This is a genomic window from Variovorax sp. P5_A3, from assembly GCF_056400665.1.
The window spans coordinates 62034-84861 of record NZ_JBFUKW010000004.1 but is presented as its reverse complement, the minus strand read 5'-3'; the positions used below and the strand labels follow the sequence as shown (position 1 = coordinate 84861).

The following is a 22828-nucleotide window of genomic DNA, read 5'->3' as shown; positions in this document are numbered from 1 at the left end:
GCACCTTACCAGCGGCCGGCCGACTGGCCACCGTCGATGTGAAGGATCTCGCCGGTGACGAACGGAGCGTTCTCGAGGAACAGGATCGCATCGACGATGTCGCCGATCTCGCCCATGCGGCCGACTGGATGCAAGGTGGCAAGTCCTGCGTGGGTTTCCGGCGGATGCATCGGTGTCTTGATGATGCCTGGCGAGACCGCGTTCACGCGGATGCCGCGCGTCGCGTACTCGATGGCCAGCGACTTGGTGGCAGCGTTCAACCCGCCTTTGGTGATCGACGCCAGCACCGAGGGCACGCCACTGATGGGCTGATCGACCAGGCTGGAGGTGATCTGGACGATATGGCCCGAGCCCTGGGCTTCCATCTGCTGCACCGCGCGCTGGGTGACATGGAAGAAGCCGCCCAGGTTGACGGCAAGGTTGCTCGCCCAGTCTTCGGACGTGAACGCGGTGAACGGCTTGGCGGTGAAGATGCCGGCATTGTTTACCAGCGTGTCGACGCGGCCGAAGCGCTTGAGGCCCTCGCTGAAGATCCTTTCGGCCGTGGCCGGGTCGGCGATGTCGCCCGCGACATTCAGGATGTCCGGATCGGTGCTTGCGCCGATGGTGCGCGAGTTGGCGATGACGCGAAAGCCCGCCTTGCGATAAGCCTTGACCAGCGCACCGCCAATGCCTTGGGAGGCGCCGGTGATCACCACTGTCTTGGTGTCGTTGCTCATGATGTTTTCCTTGAGAAGAGTCGATGGGAAGCAATGGCCCGGAGATCCGGTCGTCCATCGCCTATTCCCATATCTGTGCTTCTGCGTGGTTTAAACATCAGGGGTCGGAACAACTGTCGATACCCCGTGTAATGAATGCAGTCCCTCCCTTTCTACGCTGCGCGAAGCTGTTCGCCGACCGCCGCCGACACGGGCGTGAGCCAGGAGCGTGCCGGCTGTCCATCGATGTGGATCGTGCATGCGCCGCACAGTCCCATGCCGCATCCGAACTTGGTGCCGGTCATGCCCAGCACGTCGCGCAAGGTCCACAGCAGCGGCATGTCGTCGGGAACATCGATCGCGCGGCTTTTTCCGTTGACGTTGAGAGTGATCATCACGCTTCTCCTTGTCGAGGGGATGGAATCTCACCAGAGCGCGCGCAGCAAGTCCATTGGACGAAGGTCGGCGACAGCTCCCTCCTTGGAGTCAGGCGCGCATGCCGGGACGAATCCGTGCTTTTACGCCACCTCGAGGATGAGTTCCAGCTCGACCGGCGTCCCGAGAGGAAGGCTGGCAACCCCGAGCACCAGACGGCACGGATTCTTGTCTTTGCCGAACACATCCTGGAGCAGCTGCGAAGCGCCGTCGGCGACCTTAGGATGGTCGCGGACATCGCCCGACGTGGCGACGGACACGCCGAGCCGGACGACCCGCGTCACCCTGTCGAGCGACCCCAGGTGTTTGCGCACGACCGCCAGTCCGTTGAGCGCCGCGAGACGGGCCGCTTGGTGTCCCGCCTCGACATCCAGTTCCGCGCCGATTCGACCCACGAACCTGGCCTCGCCGCCTTCGATGGGCAGCATTCCGGTCAGAAAGAGCAGCTTGCCGGACTGCACCGATTCGACATAGGTGCCGAGCGGCCTGGGCGGCGACGGTAGCCGGATACCGAGTTCCTTCAACCGATGCTCGGCGCTGCCAGCATCGGAGGCAGGGTGGGACGACGACGGGGTGAACAAGATGACTCTCCTTGGTGTTGCAGGGAGTCATGAAATCAGAAGAGCGAACGCCGATCCATTGCACGAAGGTGTCGTCGATACCTTGGTATGTGGGGCGAGGATGCTCAGTTCTCGCCTCGGGCTTCGTGCGCGTCGTTGCGGAGCGGGCCAGTCACCTTCTCGCCGTGCCACAGCGGATGGTTGCGCCTCGCCCAGTTCTCGGTGACCGTGCCGCGCGTCATGGCGCCCATGGTGCCCTTGACCCAGATCGCCGCATAGACGTGCGCGATCACGCTGAGGATCAGCACCACCGCGGAAGCCGCATGCACGACCACCGCGACCCGGCGCATCGGAATCGGAAATTCGTCGGCGAACCACGGTTGCCAGAACACGAAGCCGGTGACGAAGAGCAGCACCAGGCTCACGGCGAAAGCCCAGAACACCGCCTTCTGTCCGGCGTTGTACTTGCCTGCCGGCGGCATGCCTGCCTCGTCGCCGGTTGCGATCAGGTACGGCGCCGCGCGCATCCATTCCGTGTCGCGACGCTTCCAGAGGTTCTCGCGCCAGACCTGGACGAACAGCAACGCGAAGCCGAGCACCATCAGCACGCCGAAGAAGGGATGCAGGATCCGCGTCCACGGGCCACCGCCGAACAACACGCCCAGCGGGAAGAGCGCAGGGTGAAAGATGGCGAGTCCCGACAGGCCGGCGCAGATGAACAGGAGCGCGACCGCCCAATGGTTCATGCGCGTGTGATCCGGATAGCGCCGGATCAGGCTGCCTGGTGCGCGGCCGCGCATCTCCGGTTCGTCCTCGGGCACCTTGCTCGGGCCGACCTTCATGTAGTGGAAGAACCCAGCCAGCACGCCGCCGAGCATCGCGGCCAAGGCGATCGGCTTGGCCGCGCCCTTCCACAGGACGACCCACGGGCTGATCGAAGGATCGCGCGGCAAGTCGTGATAGAGCTCCGGCTAGTCCGCATGCTGCAGCACGTACATCACGTGGGTGCCACCGACGCCCTGCGGGTCGTACACGCCCGCCTGCGCGAAGCCGCGCGCCTGGAGGTCGACGGTGCGCTCGCCGGCGTACGCGAGCATGTCTTCCTTGCTGCCGAAATGGATCGCGCCGGTCGGGCAGGCCTTGACGCAGGCCGGCTCCAGCCCCACCCCCACGCGGTCGGAACACAGCGTGCACTTGTAGGCCTTGTTGTCCTTCTGGCTCAGCCGCGGAATGTCGAAGGGGCAGCCCGTGATGCAGTTGCCGCACCCTATGCAGTGCTCCTCGATGAAGTCGACGATGCCGTTGCTGTACTTGACGATCGCACCCGGCGAGGGGCAGGCCTTCAGGCAGCCGGGGTCGGCGCAGTGCATGCAGCCGTCCTTGCGGATCAGCCATTCGAGTCGCGTCCCCTCGTTCTCGCGCTTTACTTCGACCTCGGAGAAGCGCATCACCGTCCACGATTCGGCGCTGAGGTCCGCCGGGTTGTCGTAGACACCCACGTTGTGGCCGACCTCGTCGCGCAGGTCGTTCCACTGCATGCAGGCCACCTGGCAGGCCTTGCAGCCGATGCAGCTCGACACGTCGATCAGCTTGGCGATTTCGGGGATCGTCCGGCGTGCGTCCGGGCTCCGCGTGGTGGTGGCCGAGCGAGCGGCAATGTCGAGCGACTGAAGAGAGGACATTTCAGGCTTTCTCGATGTTGACGATGAAGGCCTTGAACTCGGGCGTCTGCGTGTTGGCGTCCCCCACGAAAGGCGTCAGGGTGTTCACGAGGTAGCCGGGCCGCGTCAGGCCGATGAATCCCCAATGGTTGGGCAGGCCGACGGTATCGATCTTCCGGCCGTCGCATTCCAGCTGTGGGATGCGCTTGGTCACCAGTGCCACCGCCTTGATGAAGCCGCGGTTCGACGACACCTTCACCATGTCTCCGTTGGCGATGCCCTTGGCCCTGGCGAGCTCTTCGCCGATCTCGACGAACTGCTGCGGCTGGATGATCGCGTTGGTCAGCGCGTGCTTCGTCCAGTAGTGGAAGTGCTCGGTGAGCCGGTAGCTGGTCGCCACGTACGGAAACGCCTTCGCGGTCCCGAAGGCCTCCATGTCGCCCCTGAACACGCGGGCGGCCGGATTGGAGCGCGCCTTCGGATTGGCCGGGTGCATCGGGTTGTTCACGAGTGGCGTCTCGAACGGCTCGTAGTGCTCGGGCAACGGACCGTCGGCCATGCCGGTCGGCGCGAACAGCCGCGCGACGCCTTCGGAAGTCATGATGAAGGGCTGCACGCGATCCGCATCGCCGGGGTTGGCGTCGTTCCGTATGTCGGGCACGTCGGCGCCGCCCCAGCTCTTGCCTTTCCACTCGACGAGCTGCCGGCGCGCATCCCAGGGATTGCCGTTCGGCGCGCTCGACGCCGCGTTGTAGAGGATGCGGCGATTCGCCGGCCACGACCACGCCCAGTTGAGCGTCTGGCCGATGCCCCACGGGTCCGCGTTGTCGCGGCGTGCCATCTGATTCCCGGCCTGGGTCCACGCGCCCGCGAAGATCCAGCAGCCGGATGCCGTGCTGCCGTCATCGCGCAGCAGGCCGAAGCCCGAGATCTGCTCGCCGGCCTTCGCGAGCACCTTATTCTTGTCGGCAGGATCGACCAGGTCCGCAAGGGCTTTGCCGTTGAATTCCATCGCGAGTTCTTCGGCTGACGGGCTGCGCGGGTTCCTGTACGGCCAGGTGAGCTTGACGATGGGATCGGGAAAGGCGCCGCCTTCCTCGACGTAGGCCGTTCTCATGCGATGGAAGATGTCGGCAATGATTTCGAGGTCGCCGCGCGCCTCGCCGGGCGGCTCGGCGCCCTTCCAGTGCCATTGAAGCCAGCGGCTGGAGTTGACGAGCGAGCCGTCCTCCTCGGCGAAGCAGGTGGAAGGAAACTGGAACACCGTGGTCTGGATGTCCTCGCTCCGGACGTCGTTGTGCTCGCCGTAGTTCTTCCAGAATTCGCCGGTCTCGGTTCGTAGCGGATCGATGATGACCAGAAACCTGAGCTTCGACAGCCCCTCGATGATCTTCTTCTTGTTCGGGAACGAGCCCAGGGGGTTGAAGCCCTGGCAGATGTAGCCGTTCAACTTGCCCGCGTTCATCAGCTCGAAAGCCTGCAGCACGTCGTAGAGCTTGTCGAGCTTCGGCAGGTAATGGAAGGCCCATGAGTTCTCGGCCGTGGCGGCATCGCCCCACCAGGCCTTCTGCAGGCTCACGAAGAACTTCGGATAGTTCTGCCAGTAGCTCATCTGGTTGGGCCGCAGCGGCTGCAGCGCCCGCGGCTTGTAGTAGGTCTCGAGGTCCTGCTCGGCGTCGGTCGCGAGGGACAGGTAGCCCGGCAGCGCATCCGACAGAAGACCCAGGTCGGTCAGGCCCTGGATGTTGCTGTGGCCGCGCAGCGCATTCATTCCGCCGCCCGCAATGCCGATGTTGCCGAGTAGCAGCTGCATGATCGCGCCGGTGCGGATCATCTGCGAGCCCTGGCTGTGCTGCGTCCAGCCCAGTGCATACATGACTGTCATGGCCTTGCCCGGCACGGCGGTCGCGGAGATCATCTCGCACACGTTGAGGAACTTGTCCTGGGGCGTGCCGGTGATGCGGCTCACCATCTCGGGCGTGTAGCGCGCGTAGTGGCGCTTCATCACCTGCAGTACGCAGCGCGGATGCTGCAGGGTCGGGTCGACCTTCGCGAACCCCTTGTCGTCGAGTTCGTAGCCCCAGGTCGTCTTGTCGTAGCGGCGCTTCTCCTCGTCGTAGCCGGAAAACAATCCGTCCTGGAAGTCGAAGGCCTCCCCGACGATGAAGGGCGCGTTGGTGTAGTTGCGCACGTACTCGTGCTGGATCCTGTCGTGGCTCAGGAGGTAGTTCACCACCCCGCCGAGAAAGGCGATGTCGGTGCCGGCGCGGATGGGCGCGTAGTAGTCCGCCATCGCGGCCGAGCGCGTGAAGCGCGGGTCGACCACGATCAGGTTGGCCCTGTTGTTGTGTTTCGCCTCGATCACCCACTTGAAGCCGCACGGGTGCGCCTCGGCCGCGTTGCCGCCCATGATCAGCACGAGATCGGCGTTCCTGATGTCCACCCAGTGGTTGGTCATCGCACCGCGCCCAAACGTCGGGGCCAGACCGGCCACCGTCGGGGCGTGTCAGACGCGCGCCTGATTGTCGAAGACCAGCATCCCCATCGAGCGCATCGCCTTGTGCGTGATGTAGCCCGTTTCGTTGGAGGATGCAGAGGCGCACAGCATGCCCGTGCTGAGCCAGCGATTGACGACCTTGCCCTCGTCGTTCGTCGCGATGAAGTTGGCGTCGCGGTCGGCCTTCATCAGCTTGACGAGGCGCGTCATGGCGTCGTCCCAGGTCACGCGCTTCCACTCGGTGCTGCCGGCCTCGCGGATCTGCGGGTACTTCAGCCGGTTGGGGCTGTGCACGAAGTCCAGCAGCCCGGCCCCCTTGGGACACAGCGTGCCGCGATTGACGGGATGGTCGGGGTCGCCCTCGATGTGGATGATGTCCTTGACCACGTTCTTCGCGCCGTCGCCAATGCCGTACATGATGATCCCGCAGCCGACCGAGCAATAGGTGCAGGTGTTGCGCGTCTCGGTTGCGCGGGCCAGCTTGAAGGCGCGTGTCTCGGCGAGCGCCTCGACCGGCGAGAAGCCGAGCGCCACGAGGCTGGACGCTGCCAGTCCGGCGCCGCTGACGCGGAAGAATTGCCTTCGGTTCATGTCCATCGTGCAGACTCCTGTGCGTGAGAGACATCGTCCAGTGGATGCGCAAGACCCGCGACTGCGAGAAGTGGGGTCTGCGGATCGTTCTTTCGGCCTAGCCCCGTGACTCCTGGCCATTGCATCAGTTCGCGCGGCTGGAGAGTGCGTATCAGGCGAACTGCGCTCGCACCTCGACCATGGGGGCTCGAGATGACGAAGTCACGTCGCTTCTCGGTCTGCGCTCGCTCACCAGGCCGCGGGTCACCGCGATGCTGGCGGCCTGCGTGCGAGAGCTGGCTCCGAGCTTGGTCATGATCGCGCTCACGTGCGACTTCACCGTCCCCAGTTCGATGGCAAGGTGCTTGGCGATGGCCTTGTTGGACTGACCCTCCGCGACGAGCCGCAGCACCTCGTTCTCGCGCAGCGTGAGCGTGACGCCTGCCAGGCTCTCGGCCAGGCGCTCGGCCACTGCCGGACACAGGTAGCGCGCGCCGCTGCCTACCGCCCTGACCGCCTCGATCAGCTCGTGCAGCGAACCGCCGAGAAGCAGGTAGCCGCGAATCCCCGCCTGGAGCGCCCGCCGGATGTCGGCCTCGCGGTCATCGGCCGTTAGAGCGAGGATCCTGGGTTCCGCGAACTGCCCATGCATCTTCCGGACGTCGATCTCGGCGAGCAGCATCGCGTTGTTGTAGTCCGCAATCACGACGTCGACCAAGGGGCCGCTCGACACCGGATTGTGGATGCCGTGCACCAGGATCTCGAAGTTCGCGTGTTGACGCAATGCCGCCACCAGCCCGGCGCAGACGATGGGATCGTGGTACATCACCAGGACGTTGAGGTGACGAGACGAACTTTGGTTCATTGACTTCTCCGACTGTTGGGGGGCTGACTCATGGCTCTCTTGCCACGATCAGTGGTGCGCGACAGTTCGCGATCTGACTACAGGCGGGAAGGAAAGGCCATTGCACGTTGGTATCGCTCTGGCCCGCGACGGCGCGAGCCTTCATACCATCGTCCAATGGATGGAGACCGACGGCTCTGCTCTGATCGCTTTCGATGTTCCGCAATTCGAAAGCCCCGTCGCTCGCAGCGGTCGCCCTGATGTTCGGCGTGGCCAGCGCATACGCCGACGACATCGCCTCGCGTCCCTACCTGCTGGGCGACTGGGGAGGACAACACACGCGTCTGGAGGGTGAAGGCCTCAGCTTCAATCTCGGCTACGGCGGCCAACTCGCCCACAACTTCAGCGGCGGCAGCGAACACCTGACGCGCTATGCAGACCAGTGGGTCTTCGGTGTCACCGCGGACCTGAACAAGCTGTGGGGATGGAAGGGCGGCAGCTTTCAGGGAACCGTCACCGATCGCAATGGGCGCAACCTCGGCGCGGACGCGCAGATCGGCAACAGCATGCTGCTCCAGGAAATCTACGGCCGCGGCCAGACGTGGCACTTGACGCAGTTCTGGGTGAATCAGCAACTGTTCGACGACCAGGTCGAGGTCAAGTTCGGCCGGCTGACGGTGGGTGAGGACTTCGCCAGCTTCTCGTGCGACTTCCAGAACCTGACGTTCTGCGGCTCTCAGCCCGGCAACCTCGTCAGCAGCTACTGGGTCAACTGGCCGACCAGCCAGTGGGCAACGCGCATCAAGTACCAGCCATCCCCTCAGGCCTACGCGCAGGTGGGGGTCTACCAGGTCAATCCGGTCTATGTGGATGACGGCTATGCACGGCGCAGCGGCTGGAAGCTGGACAACCCAGGCGGCACCACGGGCGCGTTGATCCCGGTGGAATTCGGATGGCTGCCAACCTTGGACGGCCGGCCCGGGTCATACAAGGTGGGTGGCTGGTACAACACCTCCGACGGCGTCGACCTCTACGACGACGTCAACCGCAATCCCCGCGGCATCACGGGCCTGGAGCCGCTGCAGCACAGCGGCCAGTACGGCGCCTACCTCAACTTCCAGCAGCAGATCACGGGCAGCGAGGGAGGACGTGGCGCCACCGTGTTCCTCAACGTCTCGCAGGCCGACCGCGCCACGGCGATCCTCGATCGCCAGATCGCGGCGGGGGTGATGTACCAGGGGCCGTTCGACCGGGCGCGAGATGCCATCGGACTTGCAGTCGGAGCGACCCACAACAACGGACGGTTTGCCGGCTTCGTGCGCGAGAACAATGTGCGCACGGGCCAGCGGGCGGCCGTTGGCGATGGCAATGAATACGCGATTGAGGTCTACTACAGCTGGTCGCCGATACCGAGTCTCTACCTGCGCCCCAATCTCCAGTACGTCGTGCACCCCGGGGGCACTTCGGCCAATCCGAATGCCTTTGTCGTCGGTCTGAAATCCGCAGTCTCATTCTGATTTCCTTGGAGCGGGCACGAAGAAAGGGTCCGCCTGCTGGCGGACCCTTCGTCGGACTCCGGGACGCCCTACTTCAACAGCTTGAGCAGCGCCTGGCCCGCGGAGGTCGAGGAGGCCGGGTTCTGCCCGGTGATCAGGCGACCATCGGTGATGGCGAAAGGCTTCCAGTTGTCGACCTTCTCGAAGAGACCACCGAGTCGCTTGAGTTCGTCTTCGACGAGGAACGGCACGACCTTGGTGAGTTGGACTTCTTCTTCCTCGTCGTTGGTGAAGCCTGTCACGCGCTTGCCCTTGACGATCGGCTCGCCCTTGTACTTGACGTGACGCAGCACGCCCGGCGCGTGGCAGACCGCCGCGACGGGCTTGCCGGCGTCGTAGAAGGACTCGATGAGAGCGATGGACACGGGGTCCTCCGCCAGGTCCCACATCGGACCGTGCCCGCCCGAGTAGAAGACGGTGTCGAAGTCGGAGGCCTTCATGTCGGCCAGCTTGACCGTGCTGGCCAGCACCGCCTGCGTGGCCTTGTCGCCCTTGAAGCGCGTCATCGACTCGGTCTGGTTGGCCGGATCGTCGCTCTTGGGATCGATCGGCGGTTGCCCGCCCTTCGGCGAAGCCACGGTGACCTTCTCGCCCGCGTCGTGGAAGACGTAGTAGGGCGCCGTGAATTCCTCGAGCCAGAAGCCGGTCGGCCGACCGGTGCTGCCGAGGATGTTGTGCGACGTCAGAACCATCAGGATCTTGCTCATGCGATGTACCTCGATGAATGGTGGGTGGAACAGCCGATTGTTCGACCGGTCGACCGGCGTCGAATCCGGATCAAGACCCACCGGCGAATCGTCCGGAAGACGGAGCGGGCCGGGGCGTCAGCGCGGTGGCAGGACGACCACGCGACGCCCGAAGCGGTACGAGTCCAGCGAATAGGCGCCCGGGCCGAGCAGCGCGAGGGCCAGCGCATCCAGCAAGACAATGCTCGCCACGGGAACGCTGTCGAAGCCCTGGAGCGACCAGACCAGCGCGTGGAAGAGAAGTGCCATGACGGCTGCGACCGGCGTCAGGTATCCCGCGCAGACGGCCACCGAAAGCAGCAGGCCGGCACCCTGCAGCCATTGGGACGGGCCCTGCCCGTGATCGAGGATGTCGATCAGCAGCGCAAGCGCGACCGAGGCCCGCAAGGCGAGCAGGGCCATTCCCGGCCATCCGGGTGGGAACATGTTGAAAAGGCGCTGCACAATGCAGAGCGTGCACCAGAAGAGGGTCGGGCAGTACCCGAAATGAGGGCGTCGGCCTCTGCCACTTTCAGGGGATACCTGTGTGCCACAACCGAAGTAAAGTGCAAACGAAAGGTTGTCGGAGGCAGAAAACCTTGAGGCGCCTTGGCATGCTACTGATCGGACTTCTCCTATGCAGCCCAGCATGGCCGGCGGAGGGGGATGCGTCCGTCTTGCAGATGAACCATCGGGCGTTCAACTCCGAGCAGGGTGCGCCAACCCAGGTTAGCGCAATCGAACTGATCCCATTGCATTCAAAGGAGCCCGCCCATGAGATCCGATATCGTCCCCGGCGCCATCTTCCCGGACTACGAACTCTCGGACCACCGCGGCAAGCACCGCAAGCTCTCGGAGTTGCAGGAAGGCGACCCACTGGTGCTGGTGCTCGCGCGCGGTGCCTTCTGTCCAAAGGACAGGCGGCAGCACGAAGGCCTCTTGCAACTGCACCGCGAGATGCAGGTCGGTTACTGCCGGCTCGTGACCGTCTCGACCGACAACCTCCTCGAGACGAACGAATTCCGCACGGGTGTCGGCGCGCACTGGATTTTCCTGTCTGATCCCGGGCGCAAGCTGCAAAAGGATCTGGACATCGCCGAGTACACCGATCCGCACCACAACCCCATGATCCCGCACACCCTGGTGCTCGAACCGGGGCTGCGTGTCCACAAGATCTACAACGGCTACTGGTTCTTCGGCAGGCCGACCGTGGAGGAGTTGCGCTTCGATCTGCGCTCGGTGCTGCAACGCTGCCGTCCGGATTGGGACATCGGGAGCGCGGCGCAGCGGGAAGCCTGGGCGCAGGGCGACAAGAAGGGGTTCTATCCGTACGGGAAAACGCAGGCGAACGTCATCGCCGAACAGGATTGATCTCAGGCCCCGTCCGCGTTGATACCAAGGTATGGGACGACACCATCGTCCAATAGACCAGGCCCGCCTCGTTTGATTTGATTCCCTGCGCACATCGCGCTCGATGGATCAATTCCCGAACAAGGATTCGCCATGACCAAGTCTTCGTGCTTCAACCGGCGCGACTTCGTTGCCGGTTCGGCAGCCGCGCTTTCTGCCTCCCTGTTCACATTCGCACCTTCGCCCGGCTACGCCCAGAAGGCGAGTTCCGAAGCAGCCATTCGACCGTTCCGCGTCGGTTATCCGCAGGCGGACCTGACGGACTTGCGCAGGCGCATCAAGGCGACGAAGTGGCCGGAGCGCGAAACCGTCACCGACGCGTCGCAAGGCGTGCAGCTGGCGACGACGCAGGCGCTTGCGCGCTATTGGTCGACTGCGTACGACTGGCGGAAGTGCGAGGCCAAACTGAACGCCTGGCCGCAGTTCATGACCACGATCGACGGGCTGGATATTCATTTCATCCATGTCCGTTCGACCCATCAGAATGCGCTGCCGCTCATCGTCACGCACGGCTGGCCCGGCTCGATCATCGAGCAGATGAAGATCATCGGCCCGCTGACCAACCCAACGGCACACGGCGGCAGCGCGTCGGACGCCTTCGACATCGTGATCCCCTCCCTGCCGGGCCACGGGTTCTCAGGCAAGCCCACCGCCACCGGCTGGGACCCGATCCGCACGGCACGTGCCTGGGTCGTGCTCATGAACCGCCTCGGCTACACGCAATTCGTGGCGCAGGGCGGCGATTGGGGCAACGCGGTCACTGAGCAGATGGCGCTGCAGGCGCCTCCGGGACTGCTTGGCATTCACACCAACATGCCTGCGGCTGTTCCGGACGACGTGGCCAAGGCGCTGCAGTTCGGTGAGGCACCACCGTCCGGCCTTTCGGCCGACGAGAAGCTCGCGTACGACCAGCTCGACTTCTTCTACAAGCATGGCGTGGCCTACGCCCAGGAAATGGGGAATCGCCCGCAGACGCTGTACGGCATCCAGGATTCGCCGGTCGGTCTCGCCGCCTGGATGCTCGACCACGACGCGCGCAGCTATGCACTCATCGCCCGCGTCTTCGACGGTCGGCCCGAAGGCCTGACGCGCGACGACATCCTCGACAACATCACGCTCTACTGGTTGACGTCGACGGGAGTCTCATCGGCGCGCCTGTATTGGGAAAGCAAGCTGGCCTTCTTCGCGCCGAAGCACGTTGCCCTTCCGGTGGCCGTGAGCGCCTTTCCGGACGAGATCTATACCGCCCCGCGCAGCTGGGCAGAGCACGCCTACCCCAAGCTGGTCCACTACAACAAGCTCGAAAAGGGCGGCCACTTCGCGGCGTGGGAACAGCCGGAGCTCTTCGTGTCGGAGGTGCGCGCAGGGTTCAGGCCGATGCGGACTTGAGCCGCTGGGAGTTGCTGCGGTGTGACGGGGCGCACGTTACTGTCGCAGCCGCCCCTCCTGCCGCAGTTGCACTCCGATGCGCCGGATCTCCGCCTCGCCCTGTGCGAGCGCCGCCTGACTGGTGTGGACCGAGTAGGACCCCGTCACGAGCGCGTGCGGGTGCTTCACGGCCGAGCCCAGCACGAACGCCGCGTCACCGTGTGCCGTGAAGTCGATGGCGCCACCGGACTCCTCGAAGACCACCAACTCGCCCGATCCGATCGGCCCACCAGTATGGTCGCCGACGTCGAGCCGGCCCTCGCTGACCGCGGCCCAGGCCACGGTGTGACCAGCCGGTGGCGCGTAGCGCCAGCGCTCGCCGCCCTTCAGGCGCACGGCCAGGTAGTTCATCGAGGCCGGCGCCGGAATCGCGCTTGTCGCGGCGCCGTAGCGTCCGAGCAGCACGCGCGCCGGACCTTCCTGCGGCACCTGGGAAGGCGCGAGGTAAATGCTCTGTGCCTGTGCGTTCTCCTCCGAGGCGGGCAAGGCCACCCATAGCTGGAAGCCCCGCACCGCCGCGCTGCCGACCGGTGCACCGGTGTGCCACACGCCGTTGCCGGCGCGCATCCACTCCACGCCGCCTGCCGGAAGCTCGCCCTTCTTGCCGGTCGTGTCCTCATAGCGCACGTCGCCTTCGATGAGGTAGGTCAGTGTCGCAATGCCCGAGTGCGGATGCATGCCGAAGCCCTTGTGGCCGGGCGCGGGCTGGAAGCCGAAGAGATCGAGAAACACGAAGGGCTTGAGAAACTCGCCCAGGTCGCCGGGGCTGACAAGCCGCGTGATTGGCCCATGCGTGCTGCCGCGCGTGCGGTAGACGATGGCGCGCTCCGTGGCGGCCAGAGCGGCCGTCATGCGGCTTCCCTCGCGGTCTTGAGTGCCCTGGCCCACCAGGCGATGTCGTCGAGCATGCCGTTGGCCGCCTGCGCAAGGTGCGGGAAGTCCTCGAAGCGCTTGCCTTGCTGCCAGATGCCGAGGAACTCGACCAGGCCGATGTGCACGGCGTTGCGCACCGGCGCCATCTGCAGCTCGGTGGCCACGAGCCGGAGCTGCTCGACGGCGCGTGCCGCACCCACGCCACCGTAGCCCACGAAGCCGATCGGCTTGCGATTGAACTCCTTGTAGGCGTAGTCGAAGGCGTTCTTCAGCACTGCGCTCGGGCCGTGGTTGTACTCGGGCGTCACCACGATCAGTCCGTCGAACGTGGCGAGCTTCTCGGCCCAGCGCAACGCGGCTTCGTTCTTCGCCGGTGCGTAGGCCAGCGACATCGCCTCGTTGAAGAAGGGCAGGGGATGGTCGCGCAGGTCGATAAGTTCGACCTCGAGGTCGGTGCGTTGCCGGGCGAGTTCGTGAATCCAGTGGGCGGGCTTCTCGCCGAAGCGGCCCTCGCGGGTCGAGCCGATGACGATGCCGATGCGGGGTGGTTGTGTATTCATGCGCAGAAGGTTAGGGCCGCACCCATGCGTCGACTAGACCGCACAATCGGATTGCACTCGTCCACCGATGAAAGGAATCGCCTGCCATGTTCGACCTGAACGACATCGCCATGTTTGTACAGGTGGTGCGTTGCGGCAGCTTTGCCGAAGCTGCTCGGCGCCTGGGGCTGCCGCCCAATACCGTGAGCCGGCGCATACAGCAACTCGAAACCCAGCTCGGCACGCGGCTGATGCAACGATCCACCCGCAAGCTCACGCTCACCCAGGCGGGCCGTGCGTTCCACGAGCGCTGTGCGGGTGCCGTCGACGGGTTGCTCGAGGCCGGACAGGAATTGGTGACGGGCAGCCAGGAGCCCAGTGGCCTCGTGCGTGTTGCAGCGCCCGCCGATTTCTTCGACTTCTTCCCGATGGAGTGGGTAGCCGCCTTTCTGGCCGAGCATCCGCGGGTGCGGCTTGACTTCGTCCTCAACGATGCCAAGGCCGATCTCATCGCCGAGCAGATCGACGTCGCATTTCGTGGAGGCCCATTGCGCGATTCGGGCTACATCGGGCGACAGCTCCTCGGCGTGCGCAGCGACGGCATGGTGGCCAGCCCTGCCTACATTGCGGCGCGCGGCGCGCCTGGCACGTTGCAGGACCTGACCAGCCACGACTGCGTGATCTCCGCCCATCCGAGCGGCCGCGCCACCTGGCGCCTGGTCGGTCCTGACGGGGTGGAGGAAGAAGTGCAAGTCGCCGGCCGCTTCAGCGGCAACACGGCCCAGGCGCTGCGCAAGGCCACCGTGGCGGGACTCGGTGTCGCGTTGCTGCCGCCGCCCCTGGTCCGTCTCGATGTCCAGGACGGCCTCCTGGTGCCGGTGCTTCCGCAATACCAGCGGACCAGCCTGGGGCTGAGCGTGCTGTATCCGAGCCGACGGCAGCTGCCGTTGGCGGTGTCGGCATTCATCGCGCTGGTGTTGGAGAAGCTGAGCTCGAAAGACGGATCGGACCTGCTCTGATGCGCCATCGGTCCCGACGCCATTGCGCCTTGGGGAACAGTCGATGCGCCCGACGGACATGTTCTCCGGCGGAAGCGAACCTAGAGTCTCGTCCATGCGCACCGCGACGGTTCGCGAAATTCAATCCGCTAGCCTGAGGTCGCCTGAATGCCTGTTGAATGGGTCGTGTCGGTCGTTGATGATGATGTCTCGGTCCGCGAATCGCTTCCTCTCCTCCTGGAGGCGCTGGGCTTTGCTTCCCGGTCGTTTGCATCCGCCGAGGCGTTCCTTGCTTCGGACGCAGTCGACGAGACGAGTGTCCTGATGCTCGACGTCACGATGCCGGGCATGTCGGGGCCGGAGCTCCAGCGCGAACTTGTGCACAGCGGAAGCAACATTCCGATCGTCTTCATGACCGCCCGAGGCGATGCGCGGCTTCGGCAGCGCCTGCTTGAACAGGGCGCTGTCGATTGCCTGTTCAAGCCCTTCAGCGAGACCACATTGCTGCAAGCGTTGCGGCTTGCCATTTCCGGGCAATGACGGCGGCGCCGGCGCCTTGCCATCGACTGCCGCTCCCACAGGGGAGTAGGTCTTCGGGCGGGCGAGCGCGTATGACGACTGCACGATGGCGCGGGCATGGCCGCCATCTACGCTTCAGTGCCGAACTATGCGAGCGCGATGGTGACGACAGAACATATCGTCGCGTCGATCTCGTCACTCGACATGAACGATCGACGCACCTTCATGACCCTGGCAGGCGCTGCGCTTGTGGATTGGCGGGGACTTGCGTCCAGTGATGATCTGTCCGGGCTCGACGGCGCGACAGCCTGGCTGAATTCGCCACCGTTGTCTTCGACGGGCGTTGCGCGGAAAGGTCGTACTCATCGATTTCTGGACCTATTCGTGCATCAACTGGCGACGCGAGTTTCCGTACGTTCGCGCATGGGCCGCAAAGTACAAGGATCGGGGCCTCGTCGTGATCGGCGTGCATTCACCCGAGTTCGCCTTCGAGAAGGAGTTCGACAACGTCCGGCTCGCGGTGAATGACATCGGTGTCACGTACCCGGTGGCGGTGGACAGTGAGCACGCGATCTGGCGCGCTTTCGACAATGCCTACTGGCCCGCGCTCTACTTCATCGATGCGAAGGGACGCATCAAGCACCGCCAGTTCGGAGAGGGCGACTACGACAAGTCGGAGAGGATGATCCAGCGACTGCTCTCCGAGAGCAGTCCCGGCGCTCTCGGAGCCGATCTCGTGACTCCCGCGCCATCGGGTGCCGAGGCGCCTGCCGACTGGGGAAACCTGAGATCCCCGGAGACCTACACTGGCTACGCGCGAACCAGCAACCTCGCTTCGGGTGGCGCCGTATTGAACAAGCGCCACACCTACGCCGCACCGTCACGGCTTCAACTCAACGAGTGGGCACTCGCGGGCGATTGGCGCTTGCGCGAGGACGCGGCGGTCCTCGAAAGCAAAGGCGGACGCGTTGCCTTTTGCTTTCACGCGCGCGACCTCCATCTGGTGATGGGCCATGCCACGAACAAGCCTGTTGCGTTCAGCGTCTCGATCGACGGCCATGCACCGGGCCCCGGACACGGGGTCGATGTCGACGAGCAGGGTCGCGGGACACTCGCCGGACCTCGGATGTACCAGTTGGTGCGCCTGCCGCATCCGATAGGTGATCGTCGCTTCGAGATCGAGTTCGAAGACCCGGGTGTCGAGGTCTTCTCCTTTTCGTTCGGCTGATCGAACCTGCACACGTGCTCGGCGGAGATACCAAGGTATCGACGATACGTTGGTGCAATGGATCAATGCCCTCTGCTCTGCTCTGATGGCCCTTCCGCGCCGATGCGGCCCGTTCTTCGAACCCCATGGAGATTGAATCTTGACAACCCCATCTTTCCGAATCCGTCGCAAGATCCATTCATTGATTCCATCCATTGCACTGGCGTTGGGCCTCGCGCTGATCGGGACAAAGAGTCTCGCGCAGGACAACGCAAGGACCGACGGCGCGGGTGATGCCATTCGCCCCTTCCAGGTCCAGATCCCTGAAGAGGCCTTGGTCGATTTGCGCAAGCGCGTGCAGGCGACGCGGTGGCCCGACAAGGAGACGGTCAATGACCAATCGCAAGGTGTGCCGCAAGCCCGGCTGCAAGAGCTGGTGCGCTACTGGGGCACCAGCTATGACTGGCGCAAGATCGAAGCGAAGCTCAACGCACTGCCGCAGTTCACCACCGAGATCGACGGGTTGAACATCCACTTCATCCACGTGCGCTCGCAGCACCCGAACGCGTTGCCGATCATCATCACGCACGGCTGGCCAGGATCGGTCCTGGAGATCATCAAGGCCATCGATCCGCTGACCAATCCCACCGCGCACGGTGGCCATGCCGAGGATGCATTCGACGTGGTCATCCCCTCGATGCCGGGCTATGGATTCTCGGAGCGGCCGACAGGCACCGGCTGGGGGCCGGATCGCATGGGCCGTGCGTGGGACGTGCTGATGAAGCGGCTCGGCTACAAGCGCTATGTCTCGCAGGGCGGCGATTGGGGTTCGGTGGTGGCCGATGCGATGGGCCGACAGGCGCCTCCAGGTCTGCTGGCAATCCACGTGAACATGCCTGCGACCGTGCCGAAGGCGGCCGCCAAGGCACTCGACAGCGGAGGCCCAGCGCCGGCAGGGCTGTCGGCCAAGGAGAAGGCGGCCTACGACGCGTTGAACACCTTCTTCAAGAAGAACGCCGGCTACGGCGCCATGATGGTCACGCGCCCGCAAACCGTCGGCTATGCGTTGTCGGATTCCCCCGCCGGACTCGCTGCCTGGATGTACGACAAATTCACCCAGTGGACCTACAGCGGGGGCGAGGCCGAACGCTCCCTGACGAAGGACGAGATGCTCGACGACATCACGCTGTACTGGCTTACCAACAGCGCCGTCTCGTCGGCGCGGCTCTACTGGGAGAACAGCAACAACAACTTCAGCTCGCCGGCCCAACGCACCACCGAGATCAAGGTCCCGGTGGCGATCACCGTGTTCCCGGGCGAGATCTACCAGGCGCCCAAGTCCTGGGCGCAGCGCGCGTACCCGAGGCTGATCTATTTCAACGAAGTCGACAAGGGCGGTCACTTCGCGGCATGGGAAGAGCCGGAGCTCTTCGCCCACGAGATGCGTGCGTCGTTCAAGTCGCTTCGCTAGTCGCAACACATCCGGCGAACACCGCCGCCAGAAAGGATTTGCCATGAGTTCGAGTCAGAAGGTGGTCATCATCACCGGTGCGTCCCAGGGCATCGGGGCGGGGCTGGTCAATGCGTTTCGCGATCACGACTACCGTGTCATCGCAACATCGCGATCGATCCAGTCGTCCCAGGATCCGGACATCCTGACGGTCGCGGGTGACATCGGCTTGGTCGAGACCGCGAAGCGGGTCGTCGCGGAGGGGCTCGAGCGCTTCGGGCGCATCGACACGCTCGTCAACAACGCGGGCATCTTCATCGCGAAACCGTTCACGAAGTACACGGAGTCCGATTTCCTCTCGAAGATCTCCACCAATGTCGCAGGGTTCTTTCACATCACGCAGGCCGCGGTCGAGGTAATGGAGCGCAATCGCGCCGGGCATGTTGTGAGCATCACGACCACCCTGGTCGAACACGCCAACGTCAACGTTCCGTCGGTTCTCGCGTCGCTCACCAAGGGCGGCGTGAGCGCGGCGACCCTGTCGTTGGCCATCGAATACGCCGCCCGGGGCATTCGGTTCAATGCGGTGTCTCCGGGCATCATCAAGACCTCGATGCATCCGCCGGAGACCCACGCCGGGCTCGACACGCTCCATCCAATGGGCCACATGGGCGAGGTTCGCGACATCACCGACGCCGTGCTGTACCTGGAATCCGCGCCTTTCGTGACTGGCGAGATCCTGCACGTGGACGGCGGACAGAGCGCGGGCCACTAGGCTGCCTCCGCCGCCTGGTTCGGCAGCGACGCGCAGAAGGAAAAGTGGTTGCGCGCGGCGACCAACGATCCTCGCGGCGAATACCTGGCCGGATGGGTCGTGAGCGAGGCTGCCGGCTCACCTGGCGGCACCGCCAACTTCGACCACCCTGGCGCCCATCCGACGGGGATCGGCCTGATGGCGGAGCTCGACAAGGCTCGAGGCGAGTACGTGCTCGACGGCTCCAAGCACTGGCCGGCCAATGCCGGCGGCTGGGACCTCAAGGGCGCCAACGTCAATGTCTGCATCGTCCGGACCGATCCGCAGAAGGGCGGCACGTCGGGGCTGAGCGCGATCGTCGTGCCGCGCGGAACGCCCGGCGTCAGCTATGGACCGCCGATCTCCAAGTTGGGTCACCGGCTGTGCCAGAACAACACGATCACCTTCGAGAACTGCAGGGTTCCGCAGGAGAACGCCTTCGCGATCGGCGACGGTGACCTGGTCATCAGCAAGGCCTTCACCTGGTCAGGGCCGGTGGCCGCGATTGCCGCGGTTGGCGTGGCGCGTTCGGCGTACGAGTTCGTGCTGGCCTGGGCGAAGACGACGACCGCGGGCGGAAGCACCGATCATTCATCACCAGGCCGTCGGCTATGCGCTGGCGGAGATCGCGATGAAGATCGAGGCCTGCCGCGCCTTCTCGTGGAAGGCCGCACACTACCTGGACTTGCACGACTCGGAGGGTCATGCGGTCGGCGCCATGGCCAAGGTGTTCTGCGGCGAAACGCTGTTCAACGCAGTCTTTCGTGCCATGCAGGTGATGGGCGTGAATGCGCTCGACAAGGGGCACCCCGTCGAGAAGTTCCTGCGCGAGGCGGCCGTCTTCCCGCTCTACGACGCCGGGAATATCGGCATGCAGATGCGCAAGATCTGGGGTGTGATGTCCGATCCGGACTTCGATCCCCGGGCGATATCCGATTCGCGCGAGATCAAGTTCAAGAAGACCATGGAAGGTACCGGGCTGACGATGCCGCCCTCGGTGGCCGGAAGCGCGATGTCGGCAAGCACGGCGCAACTGCGCCGGTCACGTCAAGTCCAGGGGTGAACCATGCATGCGCTGAGTCAAACCAACCCGGGCGGCCACATCATCGACGCCGTGGCAGCATCGATCGCGCACGAGGTCCGGCAACCGCTGACGGCGATCATCATGAGCGCGTCCGCAGGCTTCCGCTTCCTCGATCACTCGCCGCCCGACCTCGATCGCGCAAAGGATGCGTTCAAGCGCATCGTCGCCGACGGTCATCGCGCCGGCGCGGTGGTCGAGGACATTCGGGCGAACTTCCGGCGTGATCGCGACGCGGCCGTGGCGCTGCGCGTCGACGAGTGCATCGAGGGCGCCGTCGCGCTCAAGCGCGGCGAACTCGAACGGCACCGGGTCCAGGTGCACGTTGACGCGGATCGGCAGCTGCCGCAGGTGCGCGGCAACCAGATCCAGTTGCAACAGGTGCTTTTCAATCTCATCGCCAACGCGATCGAGGCGATGGCGGAAGTCCCCGAGCCCAGGGTTCTGTGCGTGCGGACTTCTACCTGCGGTGATGATCAGGTGGTGGTCGAGGTCGAGGACAACGGACCCGGCATTGCCTCCGGTGCAGCGGAACAGATCTTCGCTCCCACGTTCACCACCAAGCCCGACGGGATGGGGATGGGCCTCGCGATTTGCCGCGCCATCATCGAAGCGCATCAAGGCAAGTTGTGGTTCGCGCCCAATGCGCCCAAGGGTGCCTTGTTTCAGTTCACGCTGCCCAGCACCTCTTCCATGTGACGCGCAGCGGCGTTCTCCGCTTCCTCGATCGTCAGGCCGCATTCGCGAGCGACCATATAGGCCGCGTACCAATCCGACCAGTGGTGCTTCGCGGCGGTCGCCTCGTAGGGACCATGGCGATGCTCCGTCTCGCGCAGAAGCTGCGTCAGCGTTGCGACGTCCATGGTGTCTATGCTCCTTCGGCCATCGGCCAATGTCACACCCGTCCGGGAAGCCGTGTCGTGATCTCCTGCAGCAACCAGCCGTTGCCGTCCGGATCGCTGAACGAGGCCCAGCTGCAATAGGAGCGCGCCTGGGGGTCCGGCCCCGGCACGCGTCCCTTCGTGCCGGCGTGGTGGAAGACGCCGCCCTCGTCATGGAATACCGGGCTGACATCGACGCCGTGGCCGATGAGTTCGGCGCGTGCTGCCTCGATGTCGTGAACGATCAGCATCAGGTCCTGGATCGAGCCCGGAGTGCCCGCCGTGACGTTCTTGCCGAAGATGACCGAGCACGGCGAGCCGGGCGGGGTCAGTTGCACCACGCGCAGGTCGTCGCCGTTGGCGAAGTCGGCATCGAGTCGCCAGCCCAGGCCGCCGTAGAAGCGTTTAGCGCGGTCGACGTCGGACACCGGCAACACGACGACTTCGAGTTTCATCTCCATCGCGCCGACCTTCGCGGCAGAGGTCGCCTGTTCGTTGCCGGTTTGGGCTTTGCTCATGCTGGACTCCATGGTTTGGGGGAAGGCGGACCTGGGATGGCTGCAGCCGTGGTCGCGTCAGACGAGCCGCGTCACGGGCTCAGAGAACTCCCGTCCCACCATGGCGCGGGCATAGAAGTAGTTGAGTCGCGCTTTCTCACCCAGGCTGTCGATCTGTACGTGCCCCTCGGTGTCGCAGGGGAACGCATAGCCGCGTCCCACGTGGAAGAGATCGATAAAACGCAGCTCGAAGTGCGGAAGGCAATCCTGTGGTGTCTCTGAATGGGTCATGTGTGTTCTCCAGAGTGAGCCATCATCAGACCAGAAACTGCGTGAGGAATCTATTGAACGATGGTGTCGGATCGGTCATTGGATTGCCGAGGTCCTGACCCATGGCTCATGTGTAGGCCTTGCGTTCCGAGAGCTCGAGGGAGAAGAGCGGCGCCCCAGGCATGCGGTGCTGCAGCACGACATGGCCGTGGACATCGACGACCGTGACGGCCACCGGCACCTTGGCTTGAATTGCCTGCGTCTCCACGCGCTGCGCGACGCCTTTTGCGATGGTCAGAAGATCCATGATCATTCCTTTCGAAACTAGAGAGCATCACGCGCCGAGTTGCCCGACGGCCACGCCGAGGCGGCTCTCGACGTCACCGGGCTTCTGAAAGCCGCGCTCCATCAGCGCACCGATCGATCTCTTGGCGGCGGGCCGGGCGATCGAGGCCATGCACGCATCCCACCCCGCTGCGATTTCGACGTCGGGCGGGAGGCTGGCGGCGTTCACGAGGCGTTTCGTGTTGGCGATCGCCCATCGGTCGAACGAGGCGATACGCGTCGAGAGCGCGTCGACGAAGTCGTCGAGCGCGGCATCTGGCAGGGCGCGGTTCACATACCCGTAGGCTTCGGCGAGTTCGCCGCGAATGTCATCCGAACTGAGCAGCACCTCGAGCGCACGGTTTCGGCCGATCAGCCGGGGCAGTCGCGCCATCGGCCCGCCGCCGGCGACCAGACCGACGCCGACTTCCCATTGCGACAGGATGGCGCGCTCACGGCTGGCAAAGCACATGTCGCACGCGAGCGCGAGTTCGCTCCCGTTTCCCGTCGCGCGCCCGCGAATCGACGCGATCGAGACGAACGGCGCTCGAGTCAGGCGAACCAGAATGTCCGGCCACGCCTCCAGTCCCGTGGGGCCCTGCGGCAAGTCGGTCAGGTCCTCGAGCTTCGCCTGAAAATCGGAATGGTTCAGGAAGAAGTCGTCCACAGCGCTTTCGAAGACGACGACCTTGACCTGCTCGTCGGCCTCGAGCTCGGCCAGAAGCCTCCTGAACTGCACGACGAGACCCGGTCCCATGAGATTCAAGGGCGGATTGTCGAAAGCGACGCGGCAATGGGCCGGCGATCGGCGAGTGAGCTTGACCTGGGACCTTTCGGATGCGGGTTTCACAGGAACTCCTGTTCAATTTCATGTCGGATGAAATCAGTGTGGTCCCGCATCGCCGCCGCTTCAATTGGACCAAGGTGGGACGAGCTTGCCCGTCCGGCGAAGCACATCGTTGTCGAGACGGGGGTACGCCTTCCGCCTGATTCGCCTTTGTCAGGTCTTGTT

Annotated in this window: 25 protein-coding genes and 3 pseudogenes; 11 read left to right on the top strand and 17 right to left on the bottom strand. The window is 64.6% G+C overall.

Annotation, left to right across the window (positions count from 1 at the left end; translation table 11 throughout):
* Window positions 1-5 precede the first annotated feature (5 nt).
* The 7 genes and pseudogenes from AC1D3B_RS07815 to AC1D3B_RS07785 all read right to left on the bottom strand — a co-directional run bounded on the left by AC1D3B_RS07815 (window position 6) and on the right by AC1D3B_RS07785 (window position 7286).
* Entirely contained in the window at window positions 6-719 is a 714-nt protein-coding gene (locus AC1D3B_RS07815; protein ID WP_478190090.1) for an SDR family NAD(P)-dependent oxidoreductase, read from the bottom strand.
* A 164-nt stretch (window positions 720-883) separates the two neighbouring features.
* Window positions 884-1093 (bottom strand): annotated as a pseudogene (locus tag AC1D3B_RS07810) ((2Fe-2S)-binding protein); the annotation flags it as partial.
* A gap of 123 nt (window positions 1094-1216) precedes the next feature.
* The gene (locus AC1D3B_RS07805; protein ID WP_478190089.1) at window positions 1217-1714 is read right to left on the bottom strand and encodes a RidA family protein; all 498 of its coding nucleotides are present in this window, start codon (window positions 1712-1714) and stop codon (window positions 1217-1219) included.
* Between the two features lie 104 nt (window positions 1715-1818).
* The gene (locus AC1D3B_RS07800; protein ID WP_478190367.1) at window positions 1819-2493 is read right to left on the bottom strand and encodes a formate dehydrogenase subunit gamma; all 675 of its coding nucleotides are present in this window, start codon (window positions 2491-2493) and stop codon (window positions 1819-1821) included.
* 6 nt (window positions 2494-2499) lie between these two features.
* Window positions 2500-3375, bottom strand: a pseudogene (gene fdxH, locus AC1D3B_RS07795) (formate dehydrogenase subunit beta); the annotation flags it as partial.
* A gap of 1 nt (window position 3376) precedes the next feature.
* Complete coding sequence (fdnG, locus tag AC1D3B_RS07790) at window positions 3377-6448, bottom strand: formate dehydrogenase-N subunit alpha (protein ID WP_478190088.1); 3072 nt, start codon at window positions 6446-6448, stop codon at window positions 3377-3379.
* Window positions 6449-6593: 145 nt separating this feature from the next.
* A complete protein-coding gene (locus AC1D3B_RS07785) occupies window positions 6594-7286 on the bottom strand; it encodes a LuxR C-terminal-related transcriptional regulator (RefSeq protein WP_478190087.1) in 693 nt (230 codons plus the stop codon).
* A gap of 194 nt (window positions 7287-7480) precedes the next feature.
* Here AC1D3B_RS07785 and AC1D3B_RS07780 point away from each other — a divergent pair, with 194 nt between their 5' ends.
* Window positions 7481-8782, top strand: coding sequence for a carbohydrate porin (locus tag AC1D3B_RS07780; RefSeq protein WP_478190086.1), 1302 nt, complete (start codon window positions 7481-7483; stop codon window positions 8780-8782).
* 68 nt (window positions 8783-8850) lie between these two features.
* On the opposite strand, the gene AC1D3B_RS07775 is transcribed toward AC1D3B_RS07780, so the two are convergent.
* Complete coding sequence (locus AC1D3B_RS07775) at window positions 8851-9528, bottom strand: type 1 glutamine amidotransferase domain-containing protein (protein WP_478190085.1); 678 nt, start codon at window positions 9526-9528, stop codon at window positions 8851-8853.
* A 117-nt stretch (window positions 9529-9645) separates the two neighbouring features.
* Window positions 9646-9969 carry a hypothetical protein gene (locus tag AC1D3B_RS07770; RefSeq protein ID WP_478190084.1) on the bottom strand — a complete coding sequence of 108 codons (324 nt, stop codon included), beginning with the start codon at window positions 9967-9969 and terminating at the stop codon, window positions 9646-9648.
* 351 nt (window positions 9970-10320) lie between these two features.
* Between AC1D3B_RS07770 and AC1D3B_RS07765 the strand changes: the two genes are divergently transcribed.
* Window positions 10321-10917 carry a redoxin domain-containing protein gene (locus AC1D3B_RS07765; RefSeq protein ID WP_478190083.1) on the top strand — a complete coding sequence of 199 codons (597 nt, stop codon included), beginning with the start codon at window positions 10321-10323 and terminating at the stop codon, window positions 10915-10917.
* Between the two features lie 132 nt (window positions 10918-11049).
* Window positions 11050-12345: an epoxide hydrolase family protein gene (locus AC1D3B_RS07760; RefSeq protein WP_478190082.1), complete on the top strand. Its 1296-nt coding sequence runs from the start codon at window positions 11050-11052 to the stop codon at window positions 12343-12345.
* A 36-nt stretch (window positions 12346-12381) separates the two neighbouring features.
* Here the strand turns inward: AC1D3B_RS07760 and AC1D3B_RS07755 are convergent, their stop codons facing one another.
* Together AC1D3B_RS07755 and AC1D3B_RS07750 are read right to left on the bottom strand one after the other, a co-directional pair.
* Window positions 12382-13236, bottom strand: coding sequence for a pirin family protein (locus AC1D3B_RS07755; protein WP_478190081.1), 855 nt, complete (start codon window positions 13234-13236; stop codon window positions 12382-12384).
* On the bottom strand, window positions 13233-13817 hold the full coding sequence (locus tag AC1D3B_RS07750; protein ID WP_478190080.1) for an NADPH-dependent FMN reductase: 585 nt from the start codon (window positions 13815-13817) through the stop codon (window positions 13233-13235). Before AC1D3B_RS07750 ends, AC1D3B_RS07755 begins: the two co-directional genes overlap by 4 nt.
* Before the next feature lie 86 nt (window positions 13818-13903).
* Here AC1D3B_RS07750 and AC1D3B_RS07745 point away from each other — a divergent pair, with 86 nt between their 5' ends.
* The 6 genes and pseudogenes from AC1D3B_RS07745 to AC1D3B_RS07720 all read left to right on the top strand — a co-directional run.
* Window positions 13904-14815, top strand: coding sequence for a LysR family transcriptional regulator (locus AC1D3B_RS07745; protein ID WP_478190079.1), 912 nt, complete (start codon window positions 13904-13906; stop codon window positions 14813-14815).
* A gap of 147 nt (window positions 14816-14962) precedes the next feature.
* Window positions 14963-15334: a response regulator gene (locus AC1D3B_RS07740; RefSeq protein ID WP_478190078.1), complete on the top strand. Its 372-nt coding sequence runs from the start codon at window positions 14963-14965 to the stop codon at window positions 15332-15334.
* A gap of 322 nt (window positions 15335-15656) precedes the next feature.
* The gene (locus AC1D3B_RS07735) at window positions 15657-16541 is read left to right on the top strand and encodes a redoxin domain-containing protein (protein WP_478190077.1); all 885 of its coding nucleotides are present in this window, start codon (window positions 15657-15659) and stop codon (window positions 16539-16541) included.
* A 136-nt stretch (window positions 16542-16677) separates the two neighbouring features.
* Window positions 16678-17991: an epoxide hydrolase family protein gene (locus tag AC1D3B_RS07730; protein ID WP_478190366.1), complete on the top strand. Its 1314-nt coding sequence runs from the start codon at window positions 16678-16680 to the stop codon at window positions 17989-17991.
* Window positions 17992-18034: 43 nt separating this feature from the next.
* A complete protein-coding gene (locus AC1D3B_RS07725; RefSeq protein WP_478190076.1) occupies window positions 18035-18745 on the top strand; it encodes an SDR family NAD(P)-dependent oxidoreductase in 711 nt (236 codons plus the stop codon).
* Between the two features lie 177 nt (window positions 18746-18922).
* A pseudogene (locus tag AC1D3B_RS07720) lies at window positions 18923-19120 on the top strand (acyl-CoA dehydrogenase family protein); the annotation flags it as partial.
* A 17-nt stretch (window positions 19121-19137) separates the two neighbouring features.
* On the opposite strand, the gene AC1D3B_RS07715 reads toward AC1D3B_RS07720, so the two are convergent.
* Window positions 19138-19347: a hypothetical protein gene (locus tag AC1D3B_RS07715; protein WP_478190379.1), complete on the bottom strand. Its 210-nt coding sequence runs from the start codon at window positions 19345-19347 to the stop codon at window positions 19138-19140.
* Between AC1D3B_RS07715 and AC1D3B_RS07710 the strand changes: the two genes are divergently transcribed.
* Together AC1D3B_RS07710 and AC1D3B_RS07705 are read left to right on the top strand one after the other, a co-directional pair.
* The gene (locus AC1D3B_RS07710) at window positions 19269-19826 is read left to right on the top strand and encodes an acyl-CoA dehydrogenase family protein (RefSeq protein ID WP_478190075.1); all 558 of its coding nucleotides are present in this window, start codon (window positions 19269-19271) and stop codon (window positions 19824-19826) included. The genes AC1D3B_RS07715 and AC1D3B_RS07710 overlap by 79 nt on opposite strands.
* A 3-nt stretch (window positions 19827-19829) precedes the next feature.
* A complete protein-coding gene (locus AC1D3B_RS07705; RefSeq protein ID WP_478190074.1) occupies window positions 19830-20543 on the top strand; it encodes a sensor histidine kinase in 714 nt (237 codons plus the stop codon).
* Here the strand turns inward: AC1D3B_RS07705 and AC1D3B_RS07700 are convergent.
* From AC1D3B_RS07700 to AC1D3B_RS07680, 5 genes are all read right to left on the bottom strand, one after another.
* Entirely contained in the window at window positions 20510-20707 is a 198-nt protein-coding gene (locus AC1D3B_RS07700; protein WP_478190073.1) for a hypothetical protein, read from the bottom strand. The two genes, AC1D3B_RS07705 and AC1D3B_RS07700, sit on opposite strands and share 34 nt — an antisense overlap.
* Before the next feature lie 32 nt (window positions 20708-20739).
* Complete coding sequence (locus AC1D3B_RS07695) at window positions 20740-21243, bottom strand: VOC family protein (protein ID WP_478190072.1); 504 nt, start codon at window positions 21241-21243, stop codon at window positions 20740-20742.
* Between the two features lie 57 nt (window positions 21244-21300).
* Window positions 21301-21513 carry a hypothetical protein gene (locus AC1D3B_RS07690; RefSeq protein ID WP_478190071.1) on the bottom strand — a complete coding sequence of 71 codons (213 nt, stop codon included), beginning with the start codon at window positions 21511-21513 and terminating at the stop codon, window positions 21301-21303.
* A gap of 106 nt (window positions 21514-21619) precedes the next feature.
* Window positions 21620-21799 (bottom strand): heme-binding protein, encoded by a 180-nt coding sequence (locus AC1D3B_RS07685; RefSeq protein ID WP_478190070.1) that lies wholly within the window; start codon window positions 21797-21799, stop codon window positions 21620-21622.
* 27 nt (window positions 21800-21826) lie between these two features.
* Window positions 21827-22666 (bottom strand): enoyl-CoA hydratase/isomerase family protein, encoded by an 840-nt coding sequence (locus tag AC1D3B_RS07680; protein WP_478190069.1) that lies wholly within the window; start codon window positions 22664-22666, stop codon window positions 21827-21829.
* Window positions 22667-22828: the final 162 nt, after the last annotated feature.

What these genes read in the sequence shown, in the direction of transcription:
- AC1D3B_RS07755 (WP_478190081.1), bottom strand. Translation starts at nt 13,236, where the DNA reads ATGACGGCCGCTCTGGCCGCCACGGAGCGCGCCATCGTCTACCGCACG.
- AC1D3B_RS07700 (WP_478190073.1), bottom strand. Translation starts at nt 20,707, where the DNA reads ATGGACGTCGCAACGCTGACGCAGCTTCTGCGCGAGACGGAGCATCGC.
- AC1D3B_RS07690 (WP_478190071.1), bottom strand. Translation starts at nt 21,513, where the DNA reads ATGACCCATTCAGAGACACCACAGGATTGCCTTCCGCACTTCGAGCTG.
- AC1D3B_RS07760 (WP_478190082.1), top strand. Translation starts at nt 11,050, where the DNA reads ATGACCAAGTCTTCGTGCTTCAACCGGCGCGACTTCGTTGCCGGTTCG.
- AC1D3B_RS07745 (WP_478190079.1), top strand. Translation starts at nt 13,904, where the DNA reads ATGTTCGACCTGAACGACATCGCCATGTTTGTACAGGTGGTGCGTTGC.
- AC1D3B_RS07695 (WP_478190072.1), bottom strand. Translation starts at nt 21,243, where the DNA reads ATGAGCAAAGCCCAAACCGGCAACGAACAGGCGACCTCTGCCGCGAAG.
- AC1D3B_RS07780 (WP_478190086.1), top strand. Translation starts at nt 7,481, where the DNA reads ATGTTCCGCAATTCGAAAGCCCCGTCGCTCGCAGCGGTCGCCCTGATG.
- AC1D3B_RS07725 (WP_478190076.1), top strand. Translation starts at nt 18,035, where the DNA reads ATGAGTTCGAGTCAGAAGGTGGTCATCATCACCGGTGCGTCCCAGGGC.
- AC1D3B_RS07815 (WP_478190090.1), bottom strand. Translation starts at nt 719, where the DNA reads ATGAGCAACGACACCAAGACAGTGGTGATCACCGGCGCCTCCCAAGGC.
- AC1D3B_RS07785 (WP_478190087.1), bottom strand. Translation starts at nt 7,286, where the DNA reads ATGAACCAAAGTTCGTCTCGTCACCTCAACGTCCTGGTGATGTACCAC.
- AC1D3B_RS07800 (WP_478190367.1), bottom strand. Translation starts at nt 2,493, where the DNA reads ATGCGCGGCCGCGCACCAGGCAGCCTGATCCGGCGCTATCCGGATCAC.
- AC1D3B_RS07750 (WP_478190080.1), bottom strand. Translation starts at nt 13,817, where the DNA reads ATGAATACACAACCACCCCGCATCGGCATCGTCATCGGCTCGACCCGC.
- AC1D3B_RS07685 (WP_478190070.1), bottom strand. Translation starts at nt 21,799, where the DNA reads ATGGATCTTCTGACCATCGCAAAAGGCGTCGCGCAGCGCGTGGAGACG.
- AC1D3B_RS07705 (WP_478190074.1), top strand. Translation starts at nt 19,830, where the DNA reads ATGCATGCGCTGAGTCAAACCAACCCGGGCGGCCACATCATCGACGCC.
- AC1D3B_RS07765 (WP_478190083.1), top strand. Translation starts at nt 10,321, where the DNA reads ATGAGATCCGATATCGTCCCCGGCGCCATCTTCCCGGACTACGAACTC.
- AC1D3B_RS07740 (WP_478190078.1), top strand. Translation starts at nt 14,963, where the DNA reads ATGCCTGTTGAATGGGTCGTGTCGGTCGTTGATGATGATGTCTCGGTC.
- AC1D3B_RS07770 (WP_478190084.1), bottom strand. Translation starts at nt 9,969, where the DNA reads ATGGCCCTGCTCGCCTTGCGGGCCTCGGTCGCGCTTGCGCTGCTGATC.
- AC1D3B_RS07775 (WP_478190085.1), bottom strand. Translation starts at nt 9,528, where the DNA reads ATGAGCAAGATCCTGATGGTTCTGACGTCGCACAACATCCTCGGCAGC.